The sequence below is a fragment of the Agrobacterium tumefaciens genome, from assembly GCA_025559845.1.
Classification (GTDB): domain Bacteria; phylum Pseudomonadota; class Alphaproteobacteria; order Rhizobiales; family Rhizobiaceae; genus Agrobacterium.
On record CP048469.1, the window covers coordinates 214,191 to 237,212 of the forward strand.

The 23,022-nt window shown below is 57.8% G+C and carries 25 protein-coding genes; 7 read left to right on the forward strand and 18 right to left on the reverse strand.

Features of this window, described 5'->3' with window-relative positions; translation table 11 throughout:
* Position 1: 1 nt before the first annotated feature.
* From FY156_01050 to FY156_01100, 11 genes are all read right to left on the reverse strand, one after another.
* Entirely contained in the window at positions 2 to 562 is a 561-nt protein-coding gene (locus FY156_01050) for a DUF2857 domain-containing protein (protein ID UXS00175.1), read from the reverse strand.
* Positions 563 to 573: 11 nt separating this feature from the next.
* The gene (locus tag FY156_01055; protein ID UXS00176.1) at positions 574 to 2,298 is read right to left on the reverse strand and encodes a ParB N-terminal domain-containing protein; all 1,725 of its coding nucleotides are present in this window, start codon (positions 2,296 to 2,298) and stop codon (positions 574 to 576) included.
* Positions 2,291 to 2,548 (reverse strand): type II toxin-antitoxin system HicA family toxin, encoded by a 258-nt coding sequence (locus FY156_01060; protein ID UXS00177.1) that lies wholly within the window; start codon positions 2,546 to 2,548, stop codon positions 2,291 to 2,293. The genes FY156_01055 and FY156_01060 overlap by 8 nt, the downstream gene beginning before the upstream one ends.
* The gene (locus FY156_01065; protein UXS00178.1) at positions 2,532 to 3,395 is read right to left on the reverse strand and encodes a ParA family protein; all 864 of its coding nucleotides are present in this window, start codon (positions 3,393 to 3,395) and stop codon (positions 2,532 to 2,534) included. The genes FY156_01060 and FY156_01065 overlap by 17 nt, the downstream gene beginning before the upstream one ends.
* Positions 3,396 to 3,432: 37 nt before the next feature.
* Positions 3,433 to 3,645 carry an AlpA family phage regulatory protein gene (locus FY156_01070; GenBank protein ID UXS00179.1) on the reverse strand — a complete coding sequence of 71 codons (213 nt, stop codon included), beginning with the start codon at positions 3,643 to 3,645 and terminating at the stop codon, positions 3,433 to 3,435.
* A 480-nt stretch (positions 3,646 to 4,125) separates the two neighbouring features.
* Positions 4,126 to 5,025: a LysR family transcriptional regulator gene (locus FY156_01075; protein UXS00180.1), complete on the reverse strand. Its 900-nt coding sequence runs from the start codon at positions 5,023 to 5,025 to the stop codon at positions 4,126 to 4,128.
* 782 nt (positions 5,026 to 5,807) lie between these two features.
* Positions 5,808 to 7,811: a CocE/NonD family hydrolase gene (locus tag FY156_01080; protein UXS00181.1), complete on the reverse strand. Its 2,004-nt coding sequence runs from the start codon at positions 7,809 to 7,811 to the stop codon at positions 5,808 to 5,810.
* Between the two features lie 101 nt (positions 7,812 to 7,912).
* Positions 7,913 to 9,523: an ABC transporter ATP-binding protein gene (locus FY156_01085; GenBank protein ID UXS00182.1), complete on the reverse strand. Its 1,611-nt coding sequence runs from the start codon at positions 9,521 to 9,523 to the stop codon at positions 7,913 to 7,915.
* Entirely contained in the window at positions 9,520 to 10,344 is an 825-nt protein-coding gene (locus FY156_01090; GenBank protein UXS00183.1) for an ABC transporter permease, read from the reverse strand. The genes FY156_01085 and FY156_01090 overlap by 4 nt, the downstream gene beginning before the upstream one ends.
* Positions 10,341 to 11,288: an ABC transporter permease gene (locus FY156_01095; protein UXS00184.1), complete on the reverse strand. Its 948-nt coding sequence runs from the start codon at positions 11,286 to 11,288 to the stop codon at positions 10,341 to 10,343. Before FY156_01095 ends, FY156_01090 begins: the two co-directional genes overlap by 4 nt.
* Positions 11,288 to 12,850: an ABC transporter substrate-binding protein gene (locus FY156_01100; protein UXS00185.1), complete on the reverse strand. Its 1,563-nt coding sequence runs from the start codon at positions 12,848 to 12,850 to the stop codon at positions 11,288 to 11,290. The genes FY156_01095 and FY156_01100 overlap by 1 nt, the downstream gene beginning before the upstream one ends.
* 236 nt (positions 12,851 to 13,086) lie before the next feature.
* Between FY156_01100 and FY156_01105 the strand changes: the two genes are divergently transcribed.
* Positions 13,087 to 13,353 carry a cyclic nucleotide-binding protein gene (locus FY156_01105; GenBank protein ID UXS00186.1) on the forward strand — a complete coding sequence of 89 codons (267 nt, stop codon included), beginning with the start codon at positions 13,087 to 13,089 and terminating at the stop codon, positions 13,351 to 13,353.
* A gap of 6 nt (positions 13,354 to 13,359) precedes the next feature.
* On the opposite strand, the gene FY156_01110 is transcribed toward FY156_01105, so the two are convergent.
* Entirely contained in the window at positions 13,360 to 14,250 is an 891-nt protein-coding gene (locus tag FY156_01110; protein ID UXS00187.1) for a LysR family transcriptional regulator, read from the reverse strand.
* Positions 14,251 to 14,571: 321 nt separating this feature from the next.
* On the opposite strand from FY156_01110, the gene FY156_01115 reads away from it, so the two are divergent.
* Positions 14,572 to 15,333, forward strand: coding sequence for a transporter substrate-binding domain-containing protein (locus FY156_01115; GenBank protein UXS02973.1), 762 nt, complete (start codon positions 14,572 to 14,574; stop codon positions 15,331 to 15,333).
* Between the two features lie 6 nt (positions 15,334 to 15,339).
* Here the strand turns inward: FY156_01115 and FY156_01120 are convergent, their stop codons facing one another.
* Positions 15,340 to 15,993, reverse strand: coding sequence for a helix-turn-helix transcriptional regulator (locus FY156_01120; GenBank protein UXS00188.1), 654 nt, complete (start codon positions 15,991 to 15,993; stop codon positions 15,340 to 15,342).
* 112 nt (positions 15,994 to 16,105) lie between these two features.
* Positions 16,106 to 16,756, reverse strand: a complete 651-nt coding sequence (locus tag FY156_01125; protein UXS00189.1) for a response regulator transcription factor — start codon at positions 16,754 to 16,756, stop codon at positions 16,106 to 16,108.
* 246 nt (positions 16,757 to 17,002) lie between these two features.
* Here FY156_01125 and FY156_01130 point away from each other — a divergent pair, with 246 nt between their 5' ends.
* Both FY156_01130 and FY156_01135 read left to right on the forward strand, forming a co-directional pair.
* Entirely contained in the window at positions 17,003 to 17,359 is a 357-nt protein-coding gene (locus FY156_01130) for a DUF952 domain-containing protein (protein ID UXS00190.1), read from the forward strand.
* Positions 17,356 to 18,447 carry a quinone-dependent dihydroorotate dehydrogenase gene (locus FY156_01135; protein UXS00191.1) on the forward strand — a complete coding sequence of 364 codons (1,092 nt, stop codon included), beginning with the start codon at positions 17,356 to 17,358 and terminating at the stop codon, positions 18,445 to 18,447. The genes FY156_01130 and FY156_01135 overlap by 4 nt, the downstream gene beginning before the upstream one ends.
* A gap of 5 nt (positions 18,448 to 18,452) precedes the next feature.
* Here FY156_01135 and FY156_01140 read toward each other — a convergent pair whose 3' ends face one another.
* Both FY156_01140 and FY156_01145 read right to left on the reverse strand, forming a co-directional pair.
* Positions 18,453 to 18,950, reverse strand: a complete 498-nt coding sequence (locus tag FY156_01140; GenBank protein ID UXS00192.1) for a CAP domain-containing protein — start codon at positions 18,948 to 18,950, stop codon at positions 18,453 to 18,455.
* A 1-nt stretch (position 18,951) separates the two neighbouring features.
* Positions 18,952 to 19,218, reverse strand: a complete 267-nt coding sequence (locus FY156_01145; GenBank protein ID UXS00193.1) for a hypothetical protein — start codon at positions 19,216 to 19,218, stop codon at positions 18,952 to 18,954.
* Positions 19,219 to 19,375: 157 nt separating this feature from the next.
* Between FY156_01145 and FY156_01150 the strand changes: the two genes are divergently transcribed.
* From FY156_01150 to FY156_01160, 3 genes are all read left to right on the forward strand, one after another.
* Entirely contained in the window at positions 19,376 to 20,320 is a 945-nt protein-coding gene (locus tag FY156_01150) for a class I SAM-dependent methyltransferase (GenBank protein ID UXS00194.1), read from the forward strand.
* A gap of 202 nt (positions 20,321 to 20,522) precedes the next feature.
* A complete protein-coding gene (locus FY156_01155) occupies positions 20,523 to 21,134 on the forward strand; it encodes a YitT family protein (GenBank protein UXS02974.1) in 612 nt (203 codons plus the stop codon).
* A gap of 58 nt (positions 21,135 to 21,192) precedes the next feature.
* The gene (locus tag FY156_01160) at positions 21,193 to 21,834 is read left to right on the forward strand and encodes a YitT family protein (GenBank protein ID UXS00195.1); all 642 of its coding nucleotides are present in this window, start codon (positions 21,193 to 21,195) and stop codon (positions 21,832 to 21,834) included.
* A 27-nt stretch (positions 21,835 to 21,861) separates the two neighbouring features.
* Here the strand turns inward: FY156_01160 and FY156_01165 are convergent, their stop codons facing one another.
* Together FY156_01165 and FY156_01170 are read right to left on the reverse strand one after the other, a co-directional pair.
* Positions 21,862 to 22,323 (reverse strand): carboxymuconolactone decarboxylase family protein, encoded by a 462-nt coding sequence (locus FY156_01165; GenBank protein UXS00196.1) that lies wholly within the window; start codon positions 22,321 to 22,323, stop codon positions 21,862 to 21,864.
* Between the two features lie 93 nt (positions 22,324 to 22,416).
* Positions 22,417 to 22,917, reverse strand: coding sequence for an Rrf2 family transcriptional regulator (locus FY156_01170; GenBank protein ID UXS00197.1), 501 nt, complete (start codon positions 22,915 to 22,917; stop codon positions 22,417 to 22,419).
* Positions 22,918 to 23,022: the final 105 nt, after the last annotated feature.

The following is a 23,022-nucleotide window of genomic DNA, read 5'->3' on the forward strand; positions in this document are numbered from 1 at the left end:
CTCAAACCAGCCCTTCATCGATCCACCTGCCGATGGCGCTCCAGATGACTGAGATGGGAAGCCCCATGCTTTCGGCAAGGTCTGCGGCGATGCCAAGCATCGCCGTTTCGTCGGTCAGCGCCACACCGCGCTCTTTCACGGTTTCCGACCAGCGATTCCACAAATCGCAATCCTGCTCTTCTGTGAGGACAGGGTGGCGCCCCTTGCGCTTGGGGAGCCCGAGGACGCCGCGGCGCACAGCGATTTCCTGATGGGTCAGTCCATAAAAACGACTGATCAGTTCAGTGCTGGCGCCCAGGGTCAACAGGCGATCAATGACGTGGATTTCCTTTTGAACATTGTCCCATTGGTGCAGCAGGCGTTGCACGACATCCCGATTGACTGTCACAGAGCACCAGGAGACCAGGGCATTGGCCAGCACGCTGGCCATGGCGGGATGCTTGAGCGCATCGAGATCCTCATCCTCGAATCCCATGGATTTGGCCCTCCTTAGCTGACCGTTGCGAAGGTCATGCAGGGCCTGCGCGATCACTGCCTGATTGAGAGGATGGGGATTCGACATGGCGCCTCCCCTCATGACCCGGGCATGGCGCCGTCGCCACCCATGATGCCTGCCTCGATTTCCAGCAGGCGGCGCGCGAGCCGGACCAGCCGGAACAGTTTCACCAGGCCGTTGTCGCTCAGGACATGGGACTGGTTCCGGGGCGGTGTGATCGACGGTGCCAATCCCAGGAGCAGGACGCCCAAATCTCCAGCCAGTCGTGAAGTGTCGATACGTGCCGGAGAGGAACTGGCCGACAGATAAGGCGCGCTCAGGACGTGCAACAACGTCAGAATTGCACCGGGGTGCGCCATTGTTCCGGCAGAGTCCGAACGCTCGATACGGGACGCGCATGAAAAGCCGATGCCATCATCGGACGGCACGATATGCTCTCCCACGCCGGCTTCACTGGCGATTTCCAGTGCGAACTGCGCAATATGCGTACGCAGGCGTTCGGGTTCGTCCAGTCCAGCGTCGATGTGCCATACGTCCGAGATCGGATAAAGGCCGCCGACCTGCACGGGAATGGCTTGGAGGACGTTGCTTTCGAAGTCGTTGTGCGCCTCTCCAGTATGGTCGGCAATGAGCCGCTGGATCGACTGGAGGCGATCGGTCGTTGGCGCAGGAGAGACGATGTGCTCCTGCAGCAGCGCAGACCGTTGGTTTTCATCCTCCGGCTGATCGTCAGATGCGGGAGGCTGCGCCGGGGCTGGCTTCGTCTGCGTGCGGGACTCTGGTGCCGGCGCTGGTGTCTCACCAGTTCGCGGCGCTGTGGGTGTGGGCGGAGAAAGCTGCGTCGGCGCGGTCTGCGGCGAGGTTGCGACGGAAGGCGTAACCGTCGGTGCCGCGACAGGTTCACTGGTCAGAATTTGCCAGCGTTTTTCGGAGTCGACGATTTCGAGGGCGAGCGTGTCATAGACCACACCGAGCAGGTCGGCCATCTGGCCGATCAGTTCGTCCTGAACGCGCTGGATGTTGAAGTTGCCGGGTGTCCCGTCGAAGACGGCAAGAACGTCCTGGAACAGTGTGGCGAAATCAACATCCACCTGTCTGGCTGCGGCGCGGGCCTCCCAGATTCTGGCGCCCGCCCGCCGCAAGCCGGTGAGTTGCTCGACCTGGTGGCGCCCCAGCCCTCCATAGAGAACGTTCGGGATCGCCGGCAGCAGGTACTGGATGGCCTCCTGCATGCGACTGATGTGGGGCTGAGGCACAGGATAGCCATCGGCTTTGAGTCGTCTGGCAAGCTCCGATTGCGACAGCGACTTGCCATCTTCCTGCTCATAGAGCTCGCGTACTTTCTCGACGCCGAGGGCGCGCTCGATGAACGACAGGCTGCCGTGCAGTTCGTTCTCTGCGAGGTGCCCGGTCAGAGCAACAATCTCGCCGCGCTCGGGCCAGGGGCGGAACAGGCAACCGATACGGAAGAACCGCTCATCCCTGGTCTCGGCCCACAATTCACGCAATATGGCCAGCCGGGTGTTGCCGCCGTTGCGGATGATGTAGTGGTCTGAACCCGGCCTTCGGGTGATGGGCGGCGGTGCATCCAGGCCGCGTTCGCGGATCGAGGCCTTGATTTCATCATAGAGCGGGTTGCGGGTAAGGCGCGGATCAAGCTCGTACGGACGCAACTCATCAAGGGTTACGACCATCGGGGTGTCTGCGACCGGATCGGTCAATGCGCCGGCCACCGGACCTGTGCGGCCGAACCCGTCGCTCATCAACTTGGCAGCCATTTCCTGTTCGGAGATATCAGCCATGGCCGGTCTCCTTTCCAGCAGGCTGGGCTTCGGCGCTCTGGCGCTTCGCGCGGCGCAACATGGCGCGGGCGTTGCGCCCGGCGCGGTGATCGCTGGCCGTCGAACTCGTGAATATCGGCGGCAATCCCGGTTTGAGGAATTTGAGATGACCGCCTGCGGTGCGGGAAACGGTCCATCCTTCGCTCAGTGCAAATTCAATGAGAGGCAGGAGTTGCTTGTGGCCTCGTGCAAGCTCATGGGCGTTCGACATGAGAATGTCTCCTCCCGATCTTGCCTGTGACCAGACCGAAGCGCTCATGCCAGTGCGGGCATAACTCGGTCGCCAGAGCCCGAACGATGTCCAGTGCGGCAGGGGCAATCCTGCCTGTCGGACGCCGGTACTCGACGCGATGAGCAGGCATGCTCTGCGTTGCCGCTCGCGGGAAGGCTTCGATTGCCGGGACCTCAGTATCCAGAACCTGGACGCCCGTCTGCTCACGGAAGATCCGCCGCAATGTCTGTCGGATCAGGCGGGCATTGGATGAGACGGCCGGCACCCGATTGATCAGCAGCTGCAATGGTGGCGGTTCAATGCCGAGATGGCGATATGGGGCGATATCCTGGATGAGCTGCAGGGTGCCGCGCCGCATTTCCCGGGCGGCGAGAATTTCGGGCGTGACCGGCGAAACCGCCAACCTGGATGCCAGCACGGCCATTTCGAGAAGCACGCTGCGGGAACCCTGGGTGTCGATCAAAACCAGGTCATAGTGCGGCTCGAACGCCGGCAGGAGGTTGCGCAGCCGCAATCTGCCATCCGGTGCATGCAACAGCAGGGTGTTCAACTGGTGATGCTGATCGTTGGACAGAATGACGTCCAGGCGTTCGACGGCCGTACGAGAGGCCAACTGCGAAATGTCGCGCTCGTTGAATGCCAGCAACTCGTAGATGCCGCCGGGTGCGCGATGAGCCAGCTCGTAGTACGACGAAAGCGTGGGCTGTATGTCGAGATCGAGAAGCAGCACCCGCAGTCCGGCGTCGGCGATGAAGCCTCCGAGATTTGCGGCGATTGTCGTTTTACCGACCCCGCCTTTTGTAGAGATGACAGAAATCACCTGCATGACGTGCTCCTCTTCGTGAAGGAAATGGGGAGCAGGGTCAGACGCGCTCTTTAAGGCGGTCGGTGATCCATTGGTCGATCTCGGCGGAATCCCAGCCCACGGCGCGAACGCCAAGTCGCATGGCCTTGGGAAACTTGCCCTCTTTCATGAGGCTGTAGATGTGGGCGCGTTTGAAGCCCGTCTTTGCCTCAACTTCTGCGCGACGCAGTATGCGCCGCTCCGGTGCCGGAGCGGGGTTCTGTTGAAACATGATGGTCACTCCTTGATGCTCGGTGGATCTTCTTGGGTCTGAACCGCATTAGAAGAGCGCCACCGTCAGAACACATCAAACAATAGGATCGTGCTGACCACCGCATTCATGGGTTGTAATTAACCTGGTGATATTTCAGAACTCATCGCTGCCAACTCGATCCCTGGAAATGCCAATATTCTGAAATGTGACAGCTTGATAAAGGGGAAGGACAGCGGATATCACTCTGCTTATTTATTGTGCAGAGAAGATCTGGCGTTTTTTGTCCTGAAGGTGACCCAAAAAGTCCGACAAAATGTTCAGGCAGGTCTTGACATGCGGGTGCTGCGCTTCCGTCCTTGAAATGACGTGGCTTATGTCAAGTGCCTGCCTTGCTCCTGGCTTCCTGCTACTGACGGAAGTGACTTTTTTGGTCGGGTGGCGGACAAAAAAAGCATGACGCCATTGATGGTGTCATGCCTTACGGTGCAGTCCTGAACATCAGCTGATACCGCTTCTGCCAATTTCTTGTGCTCGCTTTATGAAGCGCTCCAGTTCCTTGGAAGCGGTCTTCTCCGGCACCACAATGAACGTCGCTGTATTGGGAACCTCGTCCGCAATCGGTCTGATGATGACATCCGGGTGGCTGTAGAGCGCAATCTGCGACTCCAGTCCTATCCCAATGCCGTATCCCGCTGCGACGAGCATGATCATCGGTTCGTGACCTGAAACATACTCTGCAACAGACGGTGAGGGCAATGCGCCATCATTAAACCAGCGACGAATGACATTATGTCCACCTGCGCATCGTTCTGGATGGCAAAGAATCAAGGGATAGCGGAGGGCTTCGCCAACGGGGACCTTATCGAAGGAGAGCAACGGATGGTGGGTGGGGATGGCAATCGCAGGGCGCTCGGCCCAGACCATCTCCTTCACGCATCCATTGGTGGCTTCGCCATCTACTGTGAAGCCAACGTCAATCTGATCATGACGAAGAGCCTGGAGCATTTCGTTGACCGTCATTTCGGCGATCCGGACCTCGGTACGAGGCTCTTCCTCGCGGCAACGGGCGAGCAATTGTGTGAGACGCGGTTGGGCGAGGCTATCGGCCAGGCCTATTCGCAGTCTGCCGCGGTAGCCCTGTGAGGCTGAGTTGACGCGGGTCTGGGCGTTGTCCATGAAAGCGAGCATGCGGCGCGCTTCTTCACGGAAAACCTCTCCAGGCCAGGTCAGCCGTATCCGTCCTTTGGCACGGTCGAGAAGCCTGACGCCAAGCTGGGTCTCCAGCTCCTTGATGGCGCGTGACAGCGGCGAGGGTTCGATGTGGACCCTTGCAGCAGCGCGAGCGAAGCTCTGCTCTTCGGCGACGATCAGAAAATAGTGCAGGTGTCGTATCCTCATGGTGTGTCTTCCTTTGGTTGTTGGAATGCTTCTCCGGCAGCGGACAGAACACTGTTATTCGAGCTTGAAAACGAACCGGAAAGAACACCATGTCGTGAAGGCCTCCCATGCTTGGGTACTTCCATCATTGACGCCCGATCGTTGCTCATGCCTGCACATAGGACCAACGAATCGGCCTGCCTCCTGGACGATCGTACGACGGTTGATCGTCGTTGCCACGAGGCGAAGGTTCACGTGCATACGCAGTCACCAGTCGACCATTGATCTGGTGTTCGCGAACGGCAAGGCTCGTGCAGAGGGCCTGTCTTGGGCAGGCCCTGCGTGTCGCGTTCAGAAGCGCGGCTTTGTGGGGCGGGCGGGCGCTTGCCTGGCTTGTGCTCTGCCCGGTTGATAGCGGACCGGGCTGGTTGTATGAGCGTAGCTTGTACCGGGCGTTCTTGGCACGATCACCCTGATTGGTGCTGAGGGCTCTGGGGGAGACACCAGATGTTGATGGACGTCAGCAGCCTGCGGTAGAAAAAAAGTTGGCACAACACTTGCCATCGCGAAAGAATAAGTCCATAATCGTGTCCATTCCTGTTGCGGGAAAAACGAAAACTCTTTTCTAATCAAAGAGTTATGGACAAGGTTCTGGTCCCTTCACCCGCTCCAGCATCTTTTCACTGAAATCAACAAGCAAAAAAGCGCTGATTTCTCAGCGCTTTTGTTTGTCCGCGGTCACCCGGAATGGCAACCAGATGCCATTCCGAGTTTCGCGTTCTGGCTTCGGAGCACCCTGGCCGTCAGATCAGGTCGCGAGCGAAGCGCTCGTCCCACGCTTTCGTTTTAACGGCAACGCCATTTTCGAATGCCGACAGTTCCCCCGTCAGGTAGAAGTTGTCTTTGTCCGAGCGCATTTCGGTCCGGCTCTCGATCCTGATGCGCCATCCATCCCGGCCCATTTCATAGGTCTGGGTCAGAACGTATTTTGCGGAGAGTGGGTCGTTGTCGCGGATGGTCAGTTCCCGGCGCAGGCTGTGGCTGAGTTCGGTATCGATTTCGTCGAACCGCAGCACGCCCTCGCCGAACAGTCCCCCCACGCCTTCCGTGACATAGGTGTTGATACCCGTCTCGTGATCCTGTTCGGTCCAACGGCGGACCGAGCCGGGATCAACCTGCGTGATGGGTGTTGAGGGACCATGGGCGGGCGCCTCAAACCGGACGGGCATACCGTCTCCTGCAGCCCGCACCGGCAGGTCGAGCGCGCTTTCCGCAACGGAAACGCTCAGTGTGGCGTCGAAAGGCGATGTCCAGACCATCGGCCAGTAAGCAGTTGCGATGGCAAGCTGCAACTTGTGACCCTTCGCAAAGCGATATCCGCAGTCATTGAGCTTGATCGCGACATCATAAAATCTGCCGGGCTCGAGCGCTTCCGGATTTTCGTGGCTGTCGCGGTGCGTCAGATTGAACACCTGATAGCTGACGCGCGTGACACGTCCATCCGGCAAGACATCGTTCAGGCGCAGGGAAATCTGCGCAACGGGGCTATCGGCGGAAATGCGCAGCCGTGCAATCGGTGCACCGAGAATGTCGAGGTCGTCTTCGAGGCACGTTGTTTCGAAAACCAGTGCACCACCATTGTCCAGCCGTTGATCGGTCGGATGTTCACCCGGGCAGCCGGTTGCCATCCATTCGCCGCCGGCCTTGCCGTGGCTTTGGGGCGAACGGATGTTGAGAACCGCAGGTTTGCCTGCGGCGTTGCCGAGTTCCTTGCCGGCACCAAGATAAAGTGACCTGGTGGAGATTTGCGGTGAAGGCCATGCTGCTTCGCCCACCCAACGGCCTTGTGTCGTCGTTCGTGTCCCGGTCGGCTCGATCGTATCGCTTACGAAAGCGCGCATCATCGGCTCGTCCATGACGCCGGTGTCCTTGCCCTTCAGCCAATGATCCCACCAGCGTGTTGCTTCCTGCAAGAAACCGATCGCCGGACCGGGAACACCGTCCTGCGGATAGATGTGGCCCCATGGACCGATGATGCCGCGTCGCGGAACCTGAAGGTTTTCGAGAAGCCTGGAGATGGGGTTGGTGTAGCTGTCTGCCCAGGCGCCAATGGCAAGGACCGGGCACTGGATCGCGCTCCAGTCCTCGCAGACCGAGCCGTGTTTCCAGTACTCGTCGTAACGCTGATGTTCGAGCCACAGCGCAGGGAAGAAAGGCAGTTTTTCCAGCCTCTCGATCCAGCGGTCACGCCATGCGTCGCCAACGATCTTCGGGTCGAGCGGGCGGCTCTGATAGGCAAGCATGATGGTTCCCCACCACAGATTGTCGTTCAGCAACAAGCCACCCATGTAGTGGATGTCGTCCGTATAGCGGTTGTCGGTCGAGTAGGCGGTAATGATGGCTTTCAGGGCCGGTGGACGTCGGGCGGCAATCTGCAGGCTGTTGAAACCGCCCCAACTCTTTCCCATCATGCCGACATTGCCATTGCACCAGGGCTGGCGGGAAATCCAGTCGATGACTTCCAGAGCATCGTCCTGTTCCTGCTTCAGATATTCATCGGCCATGTGGCCATCGGATTCACCTGTGCCGCGCATGTCCACACGGATGGCGGCGTAGCCCTGGCTGGCAAAATAACCATGCATCGGCTCGTCACGTCCGCGCGTTCCGTCACGCTTGCGGTAAGGGATATATTCGAGAACGGCAGGCACCGGCGATTGCTCGGCGTCTTCTGGCAGCCAAAGGCGCGCACCAAGGCGCACGCCATCGCTCATGGGAATCCAGATGTGTTCTTCAACATGCACGGTCATTTGGGAGATTCCAGTCAGGTCATTCGGTGCGGGTATCACCGCACGGGGCATTAACAACAAGGAGGAGGTGGCTCACATGCAGCGATGAGCCACCATTGAGATCAGGCGGAAACACCGCGTTTTGCCAGCACGCCATCCAGCCAGTCGCGGCGCAGTTCCGGAACCGAGGTGATGAGCTGTTCGGTATAGGGTTGGTAAGGCGGCGCAAAAACCTGCTCGGTCGTACCGGTTTCGACAATACGGCCGTGCTGCATCACCATTGTCCTGTCAGCAAGCCTGCGCACCACGCCGAGATCGTGGGTGATGAACAGGTAGGAAACACCGAGTTCATCCTGCAAGGAGCGCAAAAGCTTGAGAATTTCCTCCGCCACCAGAGGATCAAGTGCAGATGTCACCTCATCGCATATGATCAGGTTGGGCCGGGCGGCAAGTGCGCGGGCAATACAGACGCGCTGCTTCTGTCCGCCGGAGAGCGCTTTTGGCAGGCGCTCTGCAAAGTCCCGTGGCAGGCCAATGAGGTCCAGCAATCGATTGACTTCGGACGTGCGTTCGTCGTCGTTCATTCCGAAATAAAACGACATCGGACGGCCGATGATCTCGCCCACGGTATGACGTGGATTGAGTGCCACATCGGGAAGCTGATAGACAAGCTGGATGCGTCGCAACTCCTCGCGGGAGCGCTTGGTGTAACTATCGGCAAGCCGGTGCCCGGTGAGTGAGATGACGCCGGACGAGTGTGGCGGCAGGCCGGCAATGACGCGGGCCAGCGTGGATTTTCCGGAACCGGATTCCCCCACAACAGCCAGTGTTTCGCCCTTGCGAATTTCGCACTGAATGTTGTCCAGCACCTTCTTGCGGCCGTAGTAAGCTGTGACGTCGCGGGCTTCGAGCAGAACTTCTCCACCCTTGTGATGAACGCCTTCACCCGACATGCTGGCTTCGCGTTCGGACACGAGACGGCGTGTGTAGTCTTCCTGCGGCTGCTCCAGAACCTGCTCCGCAGAGCCAGCCTCTACCTTTTTTCCATGACGCAAAACCATGATGCTGTCGGCGATCTGCGCGACGACGGCAAGGTCATGTGTGATGTAAAGCGCGGCTGTATCATAACGCTGGATGAGGCTGCGCAGCAGCGCAAGCACTTCGATCTGCGTTGTGACATCAAGCGCCGTGGTCGGCTCGTCCAGCACGAGAATGTCAGGCCGGCAAGACATCGCCATCGCCACCATCGCACGCTGCAATTGACCACCCGATACCTGATGCGGATAACGGCTGCCAAAGTTCTGGTAGTCGGGAAGCTGCAACGCCTGCAACAATTCCAGCATCCAGGCCTGAGCTTCCTGCCTGTTCATGATGCCGTGATAGAGCGGCCCTTCCATGATCTGTTCGCCGATCTTCATGGCTGGGTTGAAGGCAGCGGCAGCACTTTGTGCCACATAGGCAATACGTGCGCCACGTACCGCTTCGCGACCGGCACGGTCGACCGTCATCAGGGATACGCCGTTGACGATGATTTCGCCCCCGACGATGCGGCAGCCATTGCGGCCATATCCCATTGCTGCAAGGCCGATTGTGGATTTTCCGGCGCCGGATTCGCCGATCAGACCTTTGACCTCGCCGCGTTTGAGGTCGAGATCGATACCGTCAACCAGGATGGCGCCATTGGGAGCGGCAACTTTCAGGCCGCGAATTTGCAAAACCTTGTTTTCGCTCATCGGTCGGCTCCCTGAATTGCACTGCGGCCAGCAAGCAGCCAGTCCACGACAAGATTGACGCCGATGGTGAGAATGGCGATGGCGGCGGCCGGGTAAAGCGGAGCATAGAGGCCGTACAGAATGGCTTGCTGGTTATCCTTCACCATGCCGCCCCAGTCGGCGAACGGGGGCTGAATGCCAAGGCCCAGGAACGACAGGCCGGCCACGAACAGGAAGGTGAAGCAGAAGCGCAGGCCGAATTCCGCAATCAGCGGCGGAAGGGCGTTGGGGAGTATTTCCTTGAACACCAGCCAGAACAGGCCTTCGCCGCGCAGACGCGCCGTCTCGGCATATTCCAGAACATTGATGCCCTGGGCCACGATACGCGCCAGACGAAACACGCGCGTGGAGTCCAGAAGCGCAATCGTCACGATCAGGACGGGAATGGACGAGCCAAGCGCCTGAAGCACAACCAGCGCCGAAATCAGCACCGGTATGCACATTACCGTGTCGACGATGCGCGAAAGGACCATATCCAGCCAGCCGCCGAAAATCGCGGCGATGAAACCGAGCGTGATGCCGATGCTGAAGGACAGCAGCGAAGCGGCCAGCGACACGCCGATAGACATTTGTGCGCCAGCCAAAAGACGCGAAAGCATATCGCGACCGTTCTGATCGAGGCCGAACCAATGGGCGGCGGACGGTGGATCGAACGGCGATCCAACAATTTCCTCCTGTCCGAATGGCGCAATATGCGGGCCAGCGACAAACAGGATGATGTTGAGCGAGATGATGAAAAGACCGACCCATGCGGTCGGGGTGATGGAACGCAGCATTTTCATCGGGGATGCCTCAAGCGCGGATTGAGCGCGATTGCCGAAACATCGGCGATGATGTTCAAAATGACATAGGCTGCGCCGAACACGAGGGCTGCGGCCTGAACCAGTGGAAGGTCACGTTTTGAAACGGCGTCGACCATGAAGCGGCCAAGGCCGTTATAGTTGAAGATGGCCTCCACCAGCACGACGCCGGTAATAAGATAGGCGATGTTGAACGAGACAACGTTGACGATCGGTGCTGCGGCATTGGGAAGCGCATGGCGAAGAACCGCACGTTTTGTCCGCAATCCCTTGAGATAGGCTGTTTCGACATAGGCCTGATCCATGACCGCGAGAACTGCGGTGCGGGTCATACGCAGCATTTGTGCTACCGTGACCAGGACCAGGGTAAGGGCCGGAAGCGTGGTAGCTTTGAGCCAATCCGCAAAGCCCATGCCCGGATAGGTGTCTGCGAGACTTGGCAAGAGATTGTAGTGAACGGAAACGAAGAGGATCAGCAGAAGCCCAAGAAAATATTCCGGGAGAGAGACAAAGCCGAGAGCCGCGATATTGATGACACGATCAAACAGGCTGCCACGCCAGATGGCGCTGAACAAACCGAGGAGAACGGCGATCGGAACGGAAACGGCTGCGGCATAAAGCGCCAGCGCCATCGTGTTCCAGAACCGTGGCCAGAGAAGATCGGCGACGGGCTGACGGTTTGCGAGTGAGTTGCCGAGGTCGCCGGTTACGAAACCGCCAAGCCAGGAGAGATAGCGTTGCAGAATGGGCTGGTCGAGACCGAGATCGGCGCGCAACACGGCGAGGGATTCAGGCGTCGCATTTTGTCCGAGTATTGCTGACGCCACATCACCGGGAAGAAGCTGTGTGCCGGCGAAAATAAGCGCCGACACCAGCAGAAGCGTCAAAATACCCAAAGCAACGCGCTTCAGGATAAGCTTAGTCATTATGCGTCCAACCACACCTTTTCAGCGAGACGGGCACCCATGAAGTTGAACATCGGATGCGTGGTCACGCCCTTCAGTTTTTTGGATGTTGCATCGAGGTAATCGCCGAACATCGGGATCATGGCGCCGCCCTCATTGGAGATGAGCGCTTGCAGCTCGGCGTAGATTTCCTTGCGCTTTGCATCGTCGAGCAGCGCACGTGCCTCGGTGAGCTTCTTGTCGAAGGTTTCGTTCTTCCAGTGCGTATCGTTCTGCGCTGAGGTTGACTGGTAGGCGATGGTCAGCATCTGGTCGGCTGTCGGGCGGCCGCCCCAGTAAGACATGCAGAATGGTGCCTTCATCCAGACATTGTCCCAATAGCCGTCGGCAGGTTCGCGCTTGATCGAAACGTCGATACCGCCCTTTGCCGCGCTCGTCCGGAAGATCGCTGCGGCATCCACCGCGCCAGAAAAGGCTGCGTCAGAAGAGGAGATTTCGATTTTCAGCGTGTCGAGACCAGCCTGCTTCAGATAAAACTTGGCTTTCTCTGGATCATAGGGACGCTGCGGCAAATCTGCGGCGTGGAAACGATCGGAACTTGGTATCGGATGGTCGTTGCCGATGCGGCCGTAGCCACGCAGAGCGGTCTTCAAAAGCTGTTCGCGATCGATGGCGTGCTTGATGGCGAGACGGATATTGTTGTCCGTATAGGGTGCCTGCGTGCAATCCATCAGGAATGTGAAGTGCTGGCCGCTGGCCGATTGTACGATGTTGAGATTGGGGTTGCGGCGCAGCAGATCGACTGTCTTGAAGTCGAGCTGGTTGATGGCGTGAACCTGTCCCGACATCATGGCATTCGTACGTGCGGCAATGTCGTTGATGACGATCACTTCGACAGCGTCAACGTGAGCGGCATTGGCTTTCCAGTAGTTTGGATTGCGGGTAAAGCGTGAGCGGACGCCAGGGTCATAGCTTTCGAACACGAAGGGTCCGGTGCCGACTGGCTTGTTGAAATCCGTCCAACCTTCCGGAACGATAAGGAAGTGATAGTCGGAAAGAATGTAGGGGAGGTCGGCGTTGCCGCTTTCCAGCACAATCTTGATCTCGCTGTTGGAGACTTTCTCGACCGCCTTGAGAGCAGAGGCAACGGAGCGTGCTGCAGATGTGGTGTCTCCACGGTGCAGGTTGATAGAGTAGATAACGTCTTCCACCGTCAGCGTCTTGCCATTGTGGAACGTAACACCTTGGCGCAGCTTGAAGGTCCACTCCACTGCGCCCGGCTGGGCTTCCCAGCTTTCGAACAGTTCCGGCACGGCGTTATTGTTCGCGTCGATCTCGACAAGGCCGTTCATGATCATGAACGCCTGATTGACGGGAACCCAATCCTTCAGAATGCGCGGGTCCAGATTGTCTGTCGTGCTGCCGCCGCCAATACCAAGCTTCAGGACGCCACCCTTTTTCGGAGTTTCCGCGCTTTGCGCATTGGCGTTGGTGATGAAGCCGGCGGAAAGTGCCGTCAGACTGGCCGCGCCAGCAAGGAAACGTCGCCGATCAAGCGAAAAGGAAAAAGGGGAGGATGTCATATTGGGGGTTCCCTGTTTTTATCGGGGCCAGAGGAGGCTCGGCTGGGGGACTGGCCTATCGTACTCGGCGGTTCGGCACTAGGTCTCGAGCGGGATACAGGGGTATGATTTTTGTGCATGGGGCCATGAAATCTGAGCGCGTCCGCTTGTTCGAGAAGCGGAGTAAAGGGGCGTGGCCGGACCAGATCCGGTTTACCCAAGCCCGCCGAGCGGGCGCGTTTATGGAGTGAACACAAATGGGGCTTGCGGACATTGTCGGCCTTGCGGGAGCCTTTTTTTATCTCTTTGCCTATGCCCTGTTGCAGTTACGCGTTCTCACCATTGATGACGGGCGCTACACGCTTCTTAACGTTCTGGGCGGCGTATCGCTGATCTATTCGCTGATATGGAATTTTAATCTCGGCTCCCTGATCTCGCAGGTCGCCTGGCTTCTGTTCACTATCATCGGCTACGCGCGCTTCATGCTGGATCGCCGTCGCAAGGCACCTCCGGCACAGGCCTGACGATTGTCAGCGCGCGGTTTGCTGATTGTTGGCAATGAGCCAGTCTGAAACCTCGCGCACAATCCTTCGCTGGTGGCGATCGGCCGGCCGCATCAGGTAAAATTTGCCTTCTGAGCGCATTGTATGGGAATGGACCGGGACAAGGACCCCACTATCAAGCTGATCGCGGATCAGCCATGTCCATCCAAGTGTTGCGCCAAGCCCTTGCGACGCCGCCGCAACACAGAGGCCGTAGTCTCCCAGCTTCCACTGAATTGCGTCCTGCGGTGGCGACAATTGTGATGACCGCCACCAGTCACGCCAGTCCTGCCATTCTCGCATGGAATCTTCGATCGAGATCAGAACCGGCGCTTTCTGTTCCATGAGGTTGGCCATGCCTGCCGCTGACACGGGAATGACCTCTTCCTGGCCGAGTTCGGAAAGCCAGACGCCAATTGGTCGTTCCCTGCGATAGAAGATAGCAAGATCGAATTCGTCCAGACGCAAATGGGCCACGTCATCGGTGACGCGCAACCGCAGTTCGATGCCGGGGATGTCGCGTTTCAGGGTCTGAAGGCGCGGCATGAACCATTGATCGGCAATCCCGCGCGAACAGGCGATGGTGATCTGGCTGGGGCCGGTCCAGGAGCGTACGCCGTCCGTGACGCTTGCGATGTCGAGGATGAGCCGCGAAACGTCGATCGAGTAGTTCTCTCCGATGGTTGTTAATCGCACACCTGTCGGCACACGCTCGAAGAGTTTGGAGCCGATAAACGCTTCAAGTTTGCTGATCTGGCGGCTGACAGCGCTTTGCGTCAGACCAAGCTCATTACCCGCCCTGGAGAAACTGCCCAGCCGCGATGCAGCCTCGAAAACAACAAGCGCCTCCAATGGCGGCAATCTAAATGACGGTTGCATCCCGGTTCCCACAAAACAGTCTGCGCTCCGATACACCTACGCCATAAACTCTTCAATTTTTTTGGAATTCGATGCTGTGGTAATCACGCAATTTCCTCGTCCAAAAGGGTCGTCGGACATGATTCTCGTGTATAGTCGCCGACAAATTTGCATCCTGCCGCTATCATCATGGTAGCGCTGCCGTGACCTAAGCGGATTATTGAGATGAGAATGCCGGTTATGAGATCAAACCCTGGACGACTTTGCATCGCGGCAATTTTCGCGATTCTGGCTGGCGGCACGGGTGTTTCACCGGCACAGGGCCTGTCGGATGGTGGCAAGATGCCGGTGCTTTTCGATGCGCAGGAGCGGTTTGCCGGCGGCGATCTGTCTTCGGTGCCGCGTATCCGGTTCTTGATGTCTGTCGATTTTCCGCCCTTCAATTTTACCGATCAGGAAGGGCGGCTCGCAGGTTTTCATGTCGATCTGGTGCGGGAAATCTGCGCGCAATTGAAGGTCGAGAGCAAATGCCAGGTTCAGGCATTGCCGTTTGATGAGCTGGAAGCGGCGCTGGAAATGGGGGAGGGCGAGGCTGTCATTTCCGGTATCGCGTCATCATCGGACTTGCGAAAGAGCTTCACCTTCTCACGTCCTTACCTTCTCTTGCCGGCACGCTTTGCAGTCAACAAGGCGGTAAAGCTCGAAGGGACGATGATCGATGCTCTCTCCGGCAAGAAGGTAGGGGTTCTGACCGGTTCGCGCCATGAGCAGATGCTCAAGGCATTTTTTCCGAAAGTGGCGGCCAACGGCTTTGATGGCTATGACGCCATGTATGATGCCCTAAAGACCGGCAAGGTGGATGCCGTTTTCGCAGACGGCCTGCGTCTGCCGTTCTGGGTGTCGGGCACTGCCTCCGAAGGCTGCTGCGCGTTGTTCGGTGGACCTTATATGTCTGATCGTTTTCTGGGCGAAGGCCTGACGATCATGGCCGTCGACCCGGACAACGTTCTCGTTCCGGCTTTCGATCAGGCGCTTGCGGCTCTGTCACGCAATGGCCGGCTAGAGGAAATCTACCGCCGCTATTTTCCTTATGGATTATACTGAACGGTGTTATTGGCTTGCCCAGATAATCCGGGCAATCCATTCTACCTCTGCCATGTCGAAACTGCGGTTGGGATGTTCCGGATTGAGGGAGAGTAGCTCAATGTTCTTGGGGCTTTGCCGCGCGAGAACCTTTGCCATAACCTCACCATCCCGGCTTTTCACTACCACGCGATCGCCTCGGCGTACCTGTGCGCCGGGCTCGACGATGAGGATGTCGCCATCACGATAAAGTGGCATCATGCTTTCGCCCTGCACCTCCAGCGCATAGACACCCTGCTTGCGGTCCGGGGAGGACGGAAATTCGATAACGTCCCACCCTTGGCCGGCCGGAAAGCCGCCGTCATCGAAAAAGCCACCGGAGCCGGCCTGAGCGAAACCGAGCAGCGGAATGGCATTGTGTGCATCGGCAGGCTGGGTCGCCTGTCCGGTTTTTCCGAACGCATAGCCAAAAAACTGGTCGATACTCGCGCCGGTCGCCTCCAGGACTTTCGAGACGGATTCCGTGGAGGGCCAGCGTTTGCGACCGTCCGGACCGAACCGCTTCGACTTGTTGAACGATGTCGGATCGAGGCCTGCGCGCTTGGCCAGCGCCGAAGGCGTCAACTGGTGACGTTCTGCAAGCGTATCGATCGCGATCCAGATCGTTTCGTGTGAAAGCATGATTAAAAGCCCGCAGGTGGAGCCCGTGGAGGAAAAAGCTCCTGTCAGTAGAGGCTGTAATCTAGACTATATTCAGCCTGGAGTAAAGAAATAAGGAATAAAATCCTCTTCCTCAGGCCACCATTGCCGGACTGTTGATCTTGGAAAGTTGGATGACCGCCTGTGTGCGGCTATCGACCTTGAGTTTCAGCAGGATTGCTGACACATGCGCCTTCACGGTCGCTTCGGAGACATTCAGTTCATAGGCGATCTGCTTGTTCAGAAGGCCTTCGGCCAGCATGCCGAGAACGCGGCTCTGTTGTGGCGTAAGGGTCCTCAACCGCTGAATAAGATCAGCCACATCAGGATCTTGTTCCTTTGCGCCTCTGTGGCTGGCCGGTACCCAGACATCGCCTTCTAGAACGGCACGGATGCCGTCGCGAATATCGTCGATGCCTGACGATTTGGAGATGAAGCCGGAAGCACCCAGTTCGATTGCGCGGCGCACCGTGGTGGCGTCATCAGTGGCAGAGACAATGACGATAGGCAGGCTGGCGAATTCCGCCCGCAGCGCCATCAGCCCTGAAAATCCGCTGACACCAGGCATGGAAAGATCAAGAAGCATCAGATCCGCGTCGTTCCGCTCGGCGGCGGCCTTGCGGGCGGCTTCGAAATCCCCGGCCTCTATGATGGTCTGCTGGCCCTCAATGCCAGATACTGCCTGCTTCAGGGCTCCTCGAAAAAGCGGGTGATCGTCTGCAATGATGATGGCAAGTTCCGACATTGTGGCCCCCTCCCAAGGGCGTTGATGCGGTTCTTTTCTATTTTCTAACGTCTGCCTGCCGCTTGTCGAAAACGACTCCAGCGCCTCCATTCCCAAAAGTGCGCCAATCGATTGCGCATTACAAGGGAAAGCTTTTCACAGAAACAGCCTGAGACCATCCGACAGCAAAAAAAACCGGCAGAAACTGTGGACAATCGCACGGCTTTGCTGCAAACCCCGCTCTCAGAACACCCGTCGGAGACGCCTATGCAGGAACAGCCCGCGATCATTTACAAAATCGTCCCGGAGACGCTTTGGGCTGCCGCTAAGGTCAAAGGCGTTTTTGAAGGCGCGCCGATCGATCTGGCCGATGGTTTCGTTCACTTCTCGACGGCCAAACAGGCAATGGAAACCGCATCGCGGCATTTTGCTGGACAGGCCGGTTTGTTGCTTGTTGCCGTGAGTGGAGAGGCTCTCGGCGAAAAGCTGGTTTATGAGCCTTCGAGAGGCGGCGATCTATTTCCGCATCTCTATGCCTCTCTCCCCATGACCGCCGTGCTCTGGGAAAAACCTCTTGTCTTGGGCGAGGACGGTCGCCATCAGTTTCCGGAGAACCTGTCATGAACGGATTTTTTTCCTCTCTCGGCCGTAAAGGCGTGTTCCTGATCGATCCGGAAAAGGCGCATGGACTATCGGTTACGGCGTTGAAGAGCGGCTTTTTGCCAACCTGCATGGTACCGCATGATCCGCGCTTGCAGCAGACGGTGGCCGGGCTCGTCTTCCCCAACCCGCTCGGCCTGGCGGCTGGTTACGACAAGAACGCCGAAGTGCCTGGACCGGTCTTGCGGCTCGGCTTCGGTTTCACCGAAATCGGCACTGTCACACCACGCGCGCAGGTGGGCAATCCCAAGCCGCGCATTTTCCGGCTCGTGGAGGATGAGGGTGTTATCAACCGCCTCGGTTTTAACAATGAGGGGCACGCCGCTGCACTTGAACGCATGAAGGCCGCCTCGCTGCGCGGCATCGTCGGCGTCAATATTGGTGCGAACAAGGACAGCGAAGACCGCATTGCCGACTATGTGAAGGGCATCGAGACCTTCTATTCGGTCGCGTCCTATTTTACTGTCAACATCTCGTCGCCCAACACGCCGGGACTGCGTGATCTGCAGGCACGTGAAAGCCTCGCCGCCTTGCTGGCAGCCGTACTGGAAAGCCGTGAGGCGGAGGCCTCCCGCTCTGGTAAACGTATCCCGGTATTCCTGAAGATCGCTCCGGACCTGACGGAAGAAGGGTTGGATGACGTTGCCGAGGAGGCATTGGCGCACGATCTCGATGGTCTGATCGTCTCGAACACCACGCTCTCTCGCGATGGTTTGCGGGCTGGTCCGAACAAGAGTGAGTCCGGCGGGCTTTCAGGAAAGCCGCTTTTCGAGTTGTCGACCACGGTTCTTGCCAAGATGCGCAAGCGCGTTGGCGCAAACCTGCCGATCATCGGTGTCGGTGGTGTCTCATCGGCAGAAACGGCGATGGAGAAGATAAAGGCGGGCGCAGATCTCGTGCAGCTTTACTCCTGCATGGTCTATGAAGGTCCGGGGCTGCCGTCTGCCGTGGTCAAGGGACTGTCCAAGATTGTGGAGCGCGAGCGCGTGGACAACATCCTCGATCTGCGCGACAGCACGGTCGACCGTTGGGCCGACCGTAAGCTCGGCTGATTGGTTCAGGCGCAGAGTACCATCGCCCAATAGGGGCGGTTTCGGTTTGCGGCATCGTAAGCGACGGCCACGCCAAGTCCGTTATATGACCCCAGCATGTTCTCGAGATGGTGGGGAGAGGTGATCCAGGCCTTGACGACGCGTTCAACGCTATCCTGACCGCTTGCGACGTTTTCTGCTGCGGGCAGAGGAACTTTGCCGTCCTTCATACGAATGAGGAAGCTGTCGGTCAGGCCGATCAGATGCGCCATCTTCTGCGCCTTGACCATGCGATCCGCCTGATAGGCGGCGGCGGTACTGGCTGCGCTGTTGACGGAGAGAGATGAAAGCCCTTTGGAGCGCCGCAGCTCATTGACCATCGGCAGCGCCGCAGCGGTTTCATCCTTGGTGCCCGAAGGGACGCCCTTGTTGGTTGGCATGGTAACGCAGGCTGATAGCAATGAGCCAGCGGAAACCAGCACGAAACCGCGCCGGGAAAACGTAATAAGCGATGTTTCGGTCATATCAGCGGCGGTAGCTCAGGAGGCGCAGGATGATGAAGACGGGAATGACGATCGTTGCGCCAAGGATCAGGTAGTCGCCGATTGCGCCAAGCGCGTGGAAACCGCTGCGCCACAGATCAACCACGAAATCGCGCGCACCATAGATGATGTTCCACGGCGTCAAGCCGAAGATCGCCATCAGAAAGCCGACGAGCAATGAAACCACCAGCAGTTTCACAACCGTACGGGCCACCGTATCACCCAGCATTTTGTTGACCTCACCGGCCATCAGCAAGTCTCCTGTTTCCTCTCACATATGAAGCAGGCTGCTTCGATGCAAGTTTCGGTGCACTATATCGCGCTATAGTCGCCGGTGCCATGAAATAGGACTTGAGTTTTTTTATGGCTTGATAAATGAGAGCCGACATCTTCTCAGGAAATCATGAATGGCATCAAACCAGTTTTCTTCCGGTGACGTGATCGCTGACCGCAGGGCAGATTATGCCCGCATGTTGGCCGAGAGCGGCGATCATGCCGCGGCTGCCGAACTGATCGAGCAGGCGCTCGAATTGACGCCATCATGGGCAGCGGGCTGGTTTCGTCTCGGTGAGTATGCCGAGAAGGCAGGTGATGAGGAAAAGGCTGTTGCCGCTTTCGAGAAAGTTGCCGGGCTGGATTCCGAAGGTATCTTCGCTGCCGAGTTGAAGCTTGCGATCTTGGGGGCTGCCGAAACCCCTGAGCAGCCACCAAGCCGCTATGTCGAAGGATTGTTCGACGACTATGCCGAGCGTTTTGAAACCTCATTGGTGAAGAAGCTTGACTACAGCGTGCCGCAAAAATTGGCCGCGCTGATCGAAAAAGCACATCCGGCAAATGGCAAGTTTTGCTGCATCGTTGATATCGGCTGCGGTACGGGTCTGCTGGGAGCGGAAATCAGCGACTGGGCAGAACGGTTGGAAGGTTTCGATATCTCCACCAACATGCTGGCCAAGGCTGAAGAGAAGGGCGTCTATCACCATCTGGCCCAGGCCGACTTGTCACGGGATGTTGCAGCCTCCGGTCTTTTCGACGGTCGTCTAGCTCAAGGCCGCGCCGATCTGGTGGCTGCGGCCGATGTCATGATGTATCTCGGCAGCCTGGAGACGGTGATGCCCCTGGTCGACGCGCTCCTGGCGCCGGGAGGTCTGTTCGCCTTCTCGGTCGAGGATGCGGGCGAGGAGGATGGCTTTGTTCTGCAGCCGTCATTGCGCTACGCTCATTCCGAACGCTACATCCGTGGTCTGCTGGCTGCGCATGACATGGATGTGCTGGATATCGTCAAAACCACCATTCGCAAGGATGCCGGAAAACCCCTTTCCGGCATTCTTTTTCTTTCCAGGAAAGAAGGCTGATCTTTTCGTTTCTTGCCATTTTGCCAATAGGTCAGCCATGCTTACATATCCGTATTGAAACGCTGTCTTTTGCAGTGCAAAATATGCTCGTAAAGCCGAACCGCGATGAGAAGTCGTCGGAAACCGGCGAAGCATTTTCACGACAATTCTGGCAGATCTCTTCGGGGGTAAGGACATGGCATTCACGAGAAGCGTCTATGGCATGTGGAGTGCCGATCCGGCAAAACATGCACCGGTGGAAGATGTGCAGGGCATTGTTACTGGCGCGATCGTTTCGGCGCTCGGTTTTTACCTGCTGAACAAGGTGGGCCTTCTGACCGGGGGCACGGCGGGCGTTGCGTTCCTTATTCACTACGCATTCGGCATCAGCTTTGGCCTTCTGTTCTTCCTCGTTAATCTGCCATTTTATTATCTCTCTTTCCGCCGTCTTGGTCTCGCATTCTCGCTCAAGACCTTTATCGCCATCGGCCTTGTCTCCGTGCTGACCGAACTGGAATCCCGCTGGATGGTGGTCGACAGCATCAATCCGCTCTGGGCTGCGTTGCTGGGTGGCCTGTTGCTGGGATATGGGCTGCTGGCGCTTTATCGCCACCGCGCCAGCCTCGGCGGTATCGGTATTCTGGCCATTTACATCCAGGATCGCTTTGGTGTCCGAGCGGGCCTTATCCAGCTTGCCTTTGACGCCTGTGTCATGGTTGCCGCCTTCGCGGTCATCGACCCCGAAACAGTTCTCTATTCGATTGTCGGCGCGTTCGTCCTCAACATGTTCCTCGCCATCAATCATCGCTCCGATCGTTATATCGTCGTGCGCTAACGCTTGAATTTTCAGGCGCTGAGGCGCAGAGAATGAGCCGGGAAAACGGGAAACGACCATGAGCGAAGTTGCCGAACGCAAGCAGGCCAGATTTTGGGCTTCCACGCCGGATCGGCATTCGCTGCTGGAAGACATTCAGGGCGTATTGGCAGGCAGCATGCTGGTCTCGCTTGGTGTGACGCTGTTTTCATCCGCCGGGCTTCTGACGGGTGGTACGGTCGGTTTGGCCTTCCTGGTCCATTACGCCACGGATGTGCGCTTCGGCGCGGTGTTCTTCCTCGTCAATCTGCCTTTCTATTATCTCGCGTTTCGACGCCTCGGATTGGCCTTTACGGTAAAAACCTTCTGCGCGATTGCCATGACCGCGGTCTTGTCGGATTACATGCCGGGGCTGTTTGCATTTGAGAGCATCAATCCCGTTGCCGCCGCACTGTTTGGAGGGCTGACGGTCGCAGCCGGTATGCTGGCACTGTTTCGTCACCGTACCAGTCTTGGCGGTTTTGGCATTCTGGCGCTTTATCTGCAGGACCGTTTTGGCTGGCGCGCCGGATTGGTGCAACTCGCCTTCGATGGCATGGTGCTCGTTGCATCCTGTTTCATTGCCACGCCTTTCGTCATCATCTGCTCTGTTCTCGGCGCATTGGTGATGAACCTGACATTGGCGATCAATCACCGCAACGACCGCTACATAGCCATGTAACGGTCGCTCGGCCAAGGTGGATCGAGATCACGCTGCCTTGGCGGTGGCGTCGACAGGATGTTGCGAGCGGAAGCCGACGGCAATGCGGTTCCAGGTGTTGATCGTGCCAATCGCAACCGTCACCTTGACGATATCCTCATCGCTGAAATGCGCCTTCAGCGCCTCATAGGCATCATCCGGTGCGCCGGTCTCGGCAATCTTCGTCACCGCATCGACCCAGCCGAGCAAGGCCCGCTCCTGCTCGGAATAGACGGTCGATTCCCGCCAGACACTCATCAGGTTAATCCACTGTTCCGACAGGCCGTCCTTGCGGCTTTCCTTGACGTGCATGTCGACGCAGAAAGCACAGCCATTGATGATGGAGGCACGAAGCTTGATGAGGTGAATGAAGCGGTGCTCCAGTCCGCTGTTTTGAACGTAGGTCTCCAGAGCCATCACGGCTTTGAAGGCTTCGGGAGATGCTTTGGCGTAATTCAAACGGGTTTTCATCGGTGTTTTCCTTTTTCGGATAGGTATCAGGGCATGCGTCATCGATCCGAAAAGCGATGTGGCTTTCCGGTGTCGTATCGGAATGTCGTCAGTTCAGCGTGCGGACTTGCGCTCGTTCATTTCAAGAAACGCGCAACCACGCGCGGCAATGCCGCCGTCGTCATTGGCGGCGAGATCTCCCAGAACATCGGCTATGGTGGCTTTGGCCAGTTCTGCCCGATAGACTCTTTCAGCTTTCAGCATCGCGGCATTGATGCCGCAAGGTTTGGTAAAATAGCGTTTTGGCAAAGGATTTGGTCCCCGCTGGCGGATTTCCGCACAGCGAAAAGCAGGCTCTGGTCCCTCTACTGCCAGAACGATATCGAGCAATGTGATTTTGTCGGTCGGTTTCGCAAGTCGATAACCGCCCTTCGGTCCGGGAACGGTGGCGAGAATACCGGCACCGGAAAGAAGTTGCAGGTGTTTCAGGAGGTAGCTGGTGGAAACACCATGAAACTCCGCCAGCGCGGCGGCCGAAAGTACGCCACCATCGGAAAGCCCCGCCAGCATTCCCACGCTGTGAATGGCCTGTTCCACGCCGTCGCCCAGTTTCATCGCATAAGCTCCTTTATCATGGATTAAAAATATCCATGATTAGGATTGCTGTCAAGGCGAGCCTTCATGCCCTTCTTTTTCGCAGCTTTTTCACTACCTTGAAGA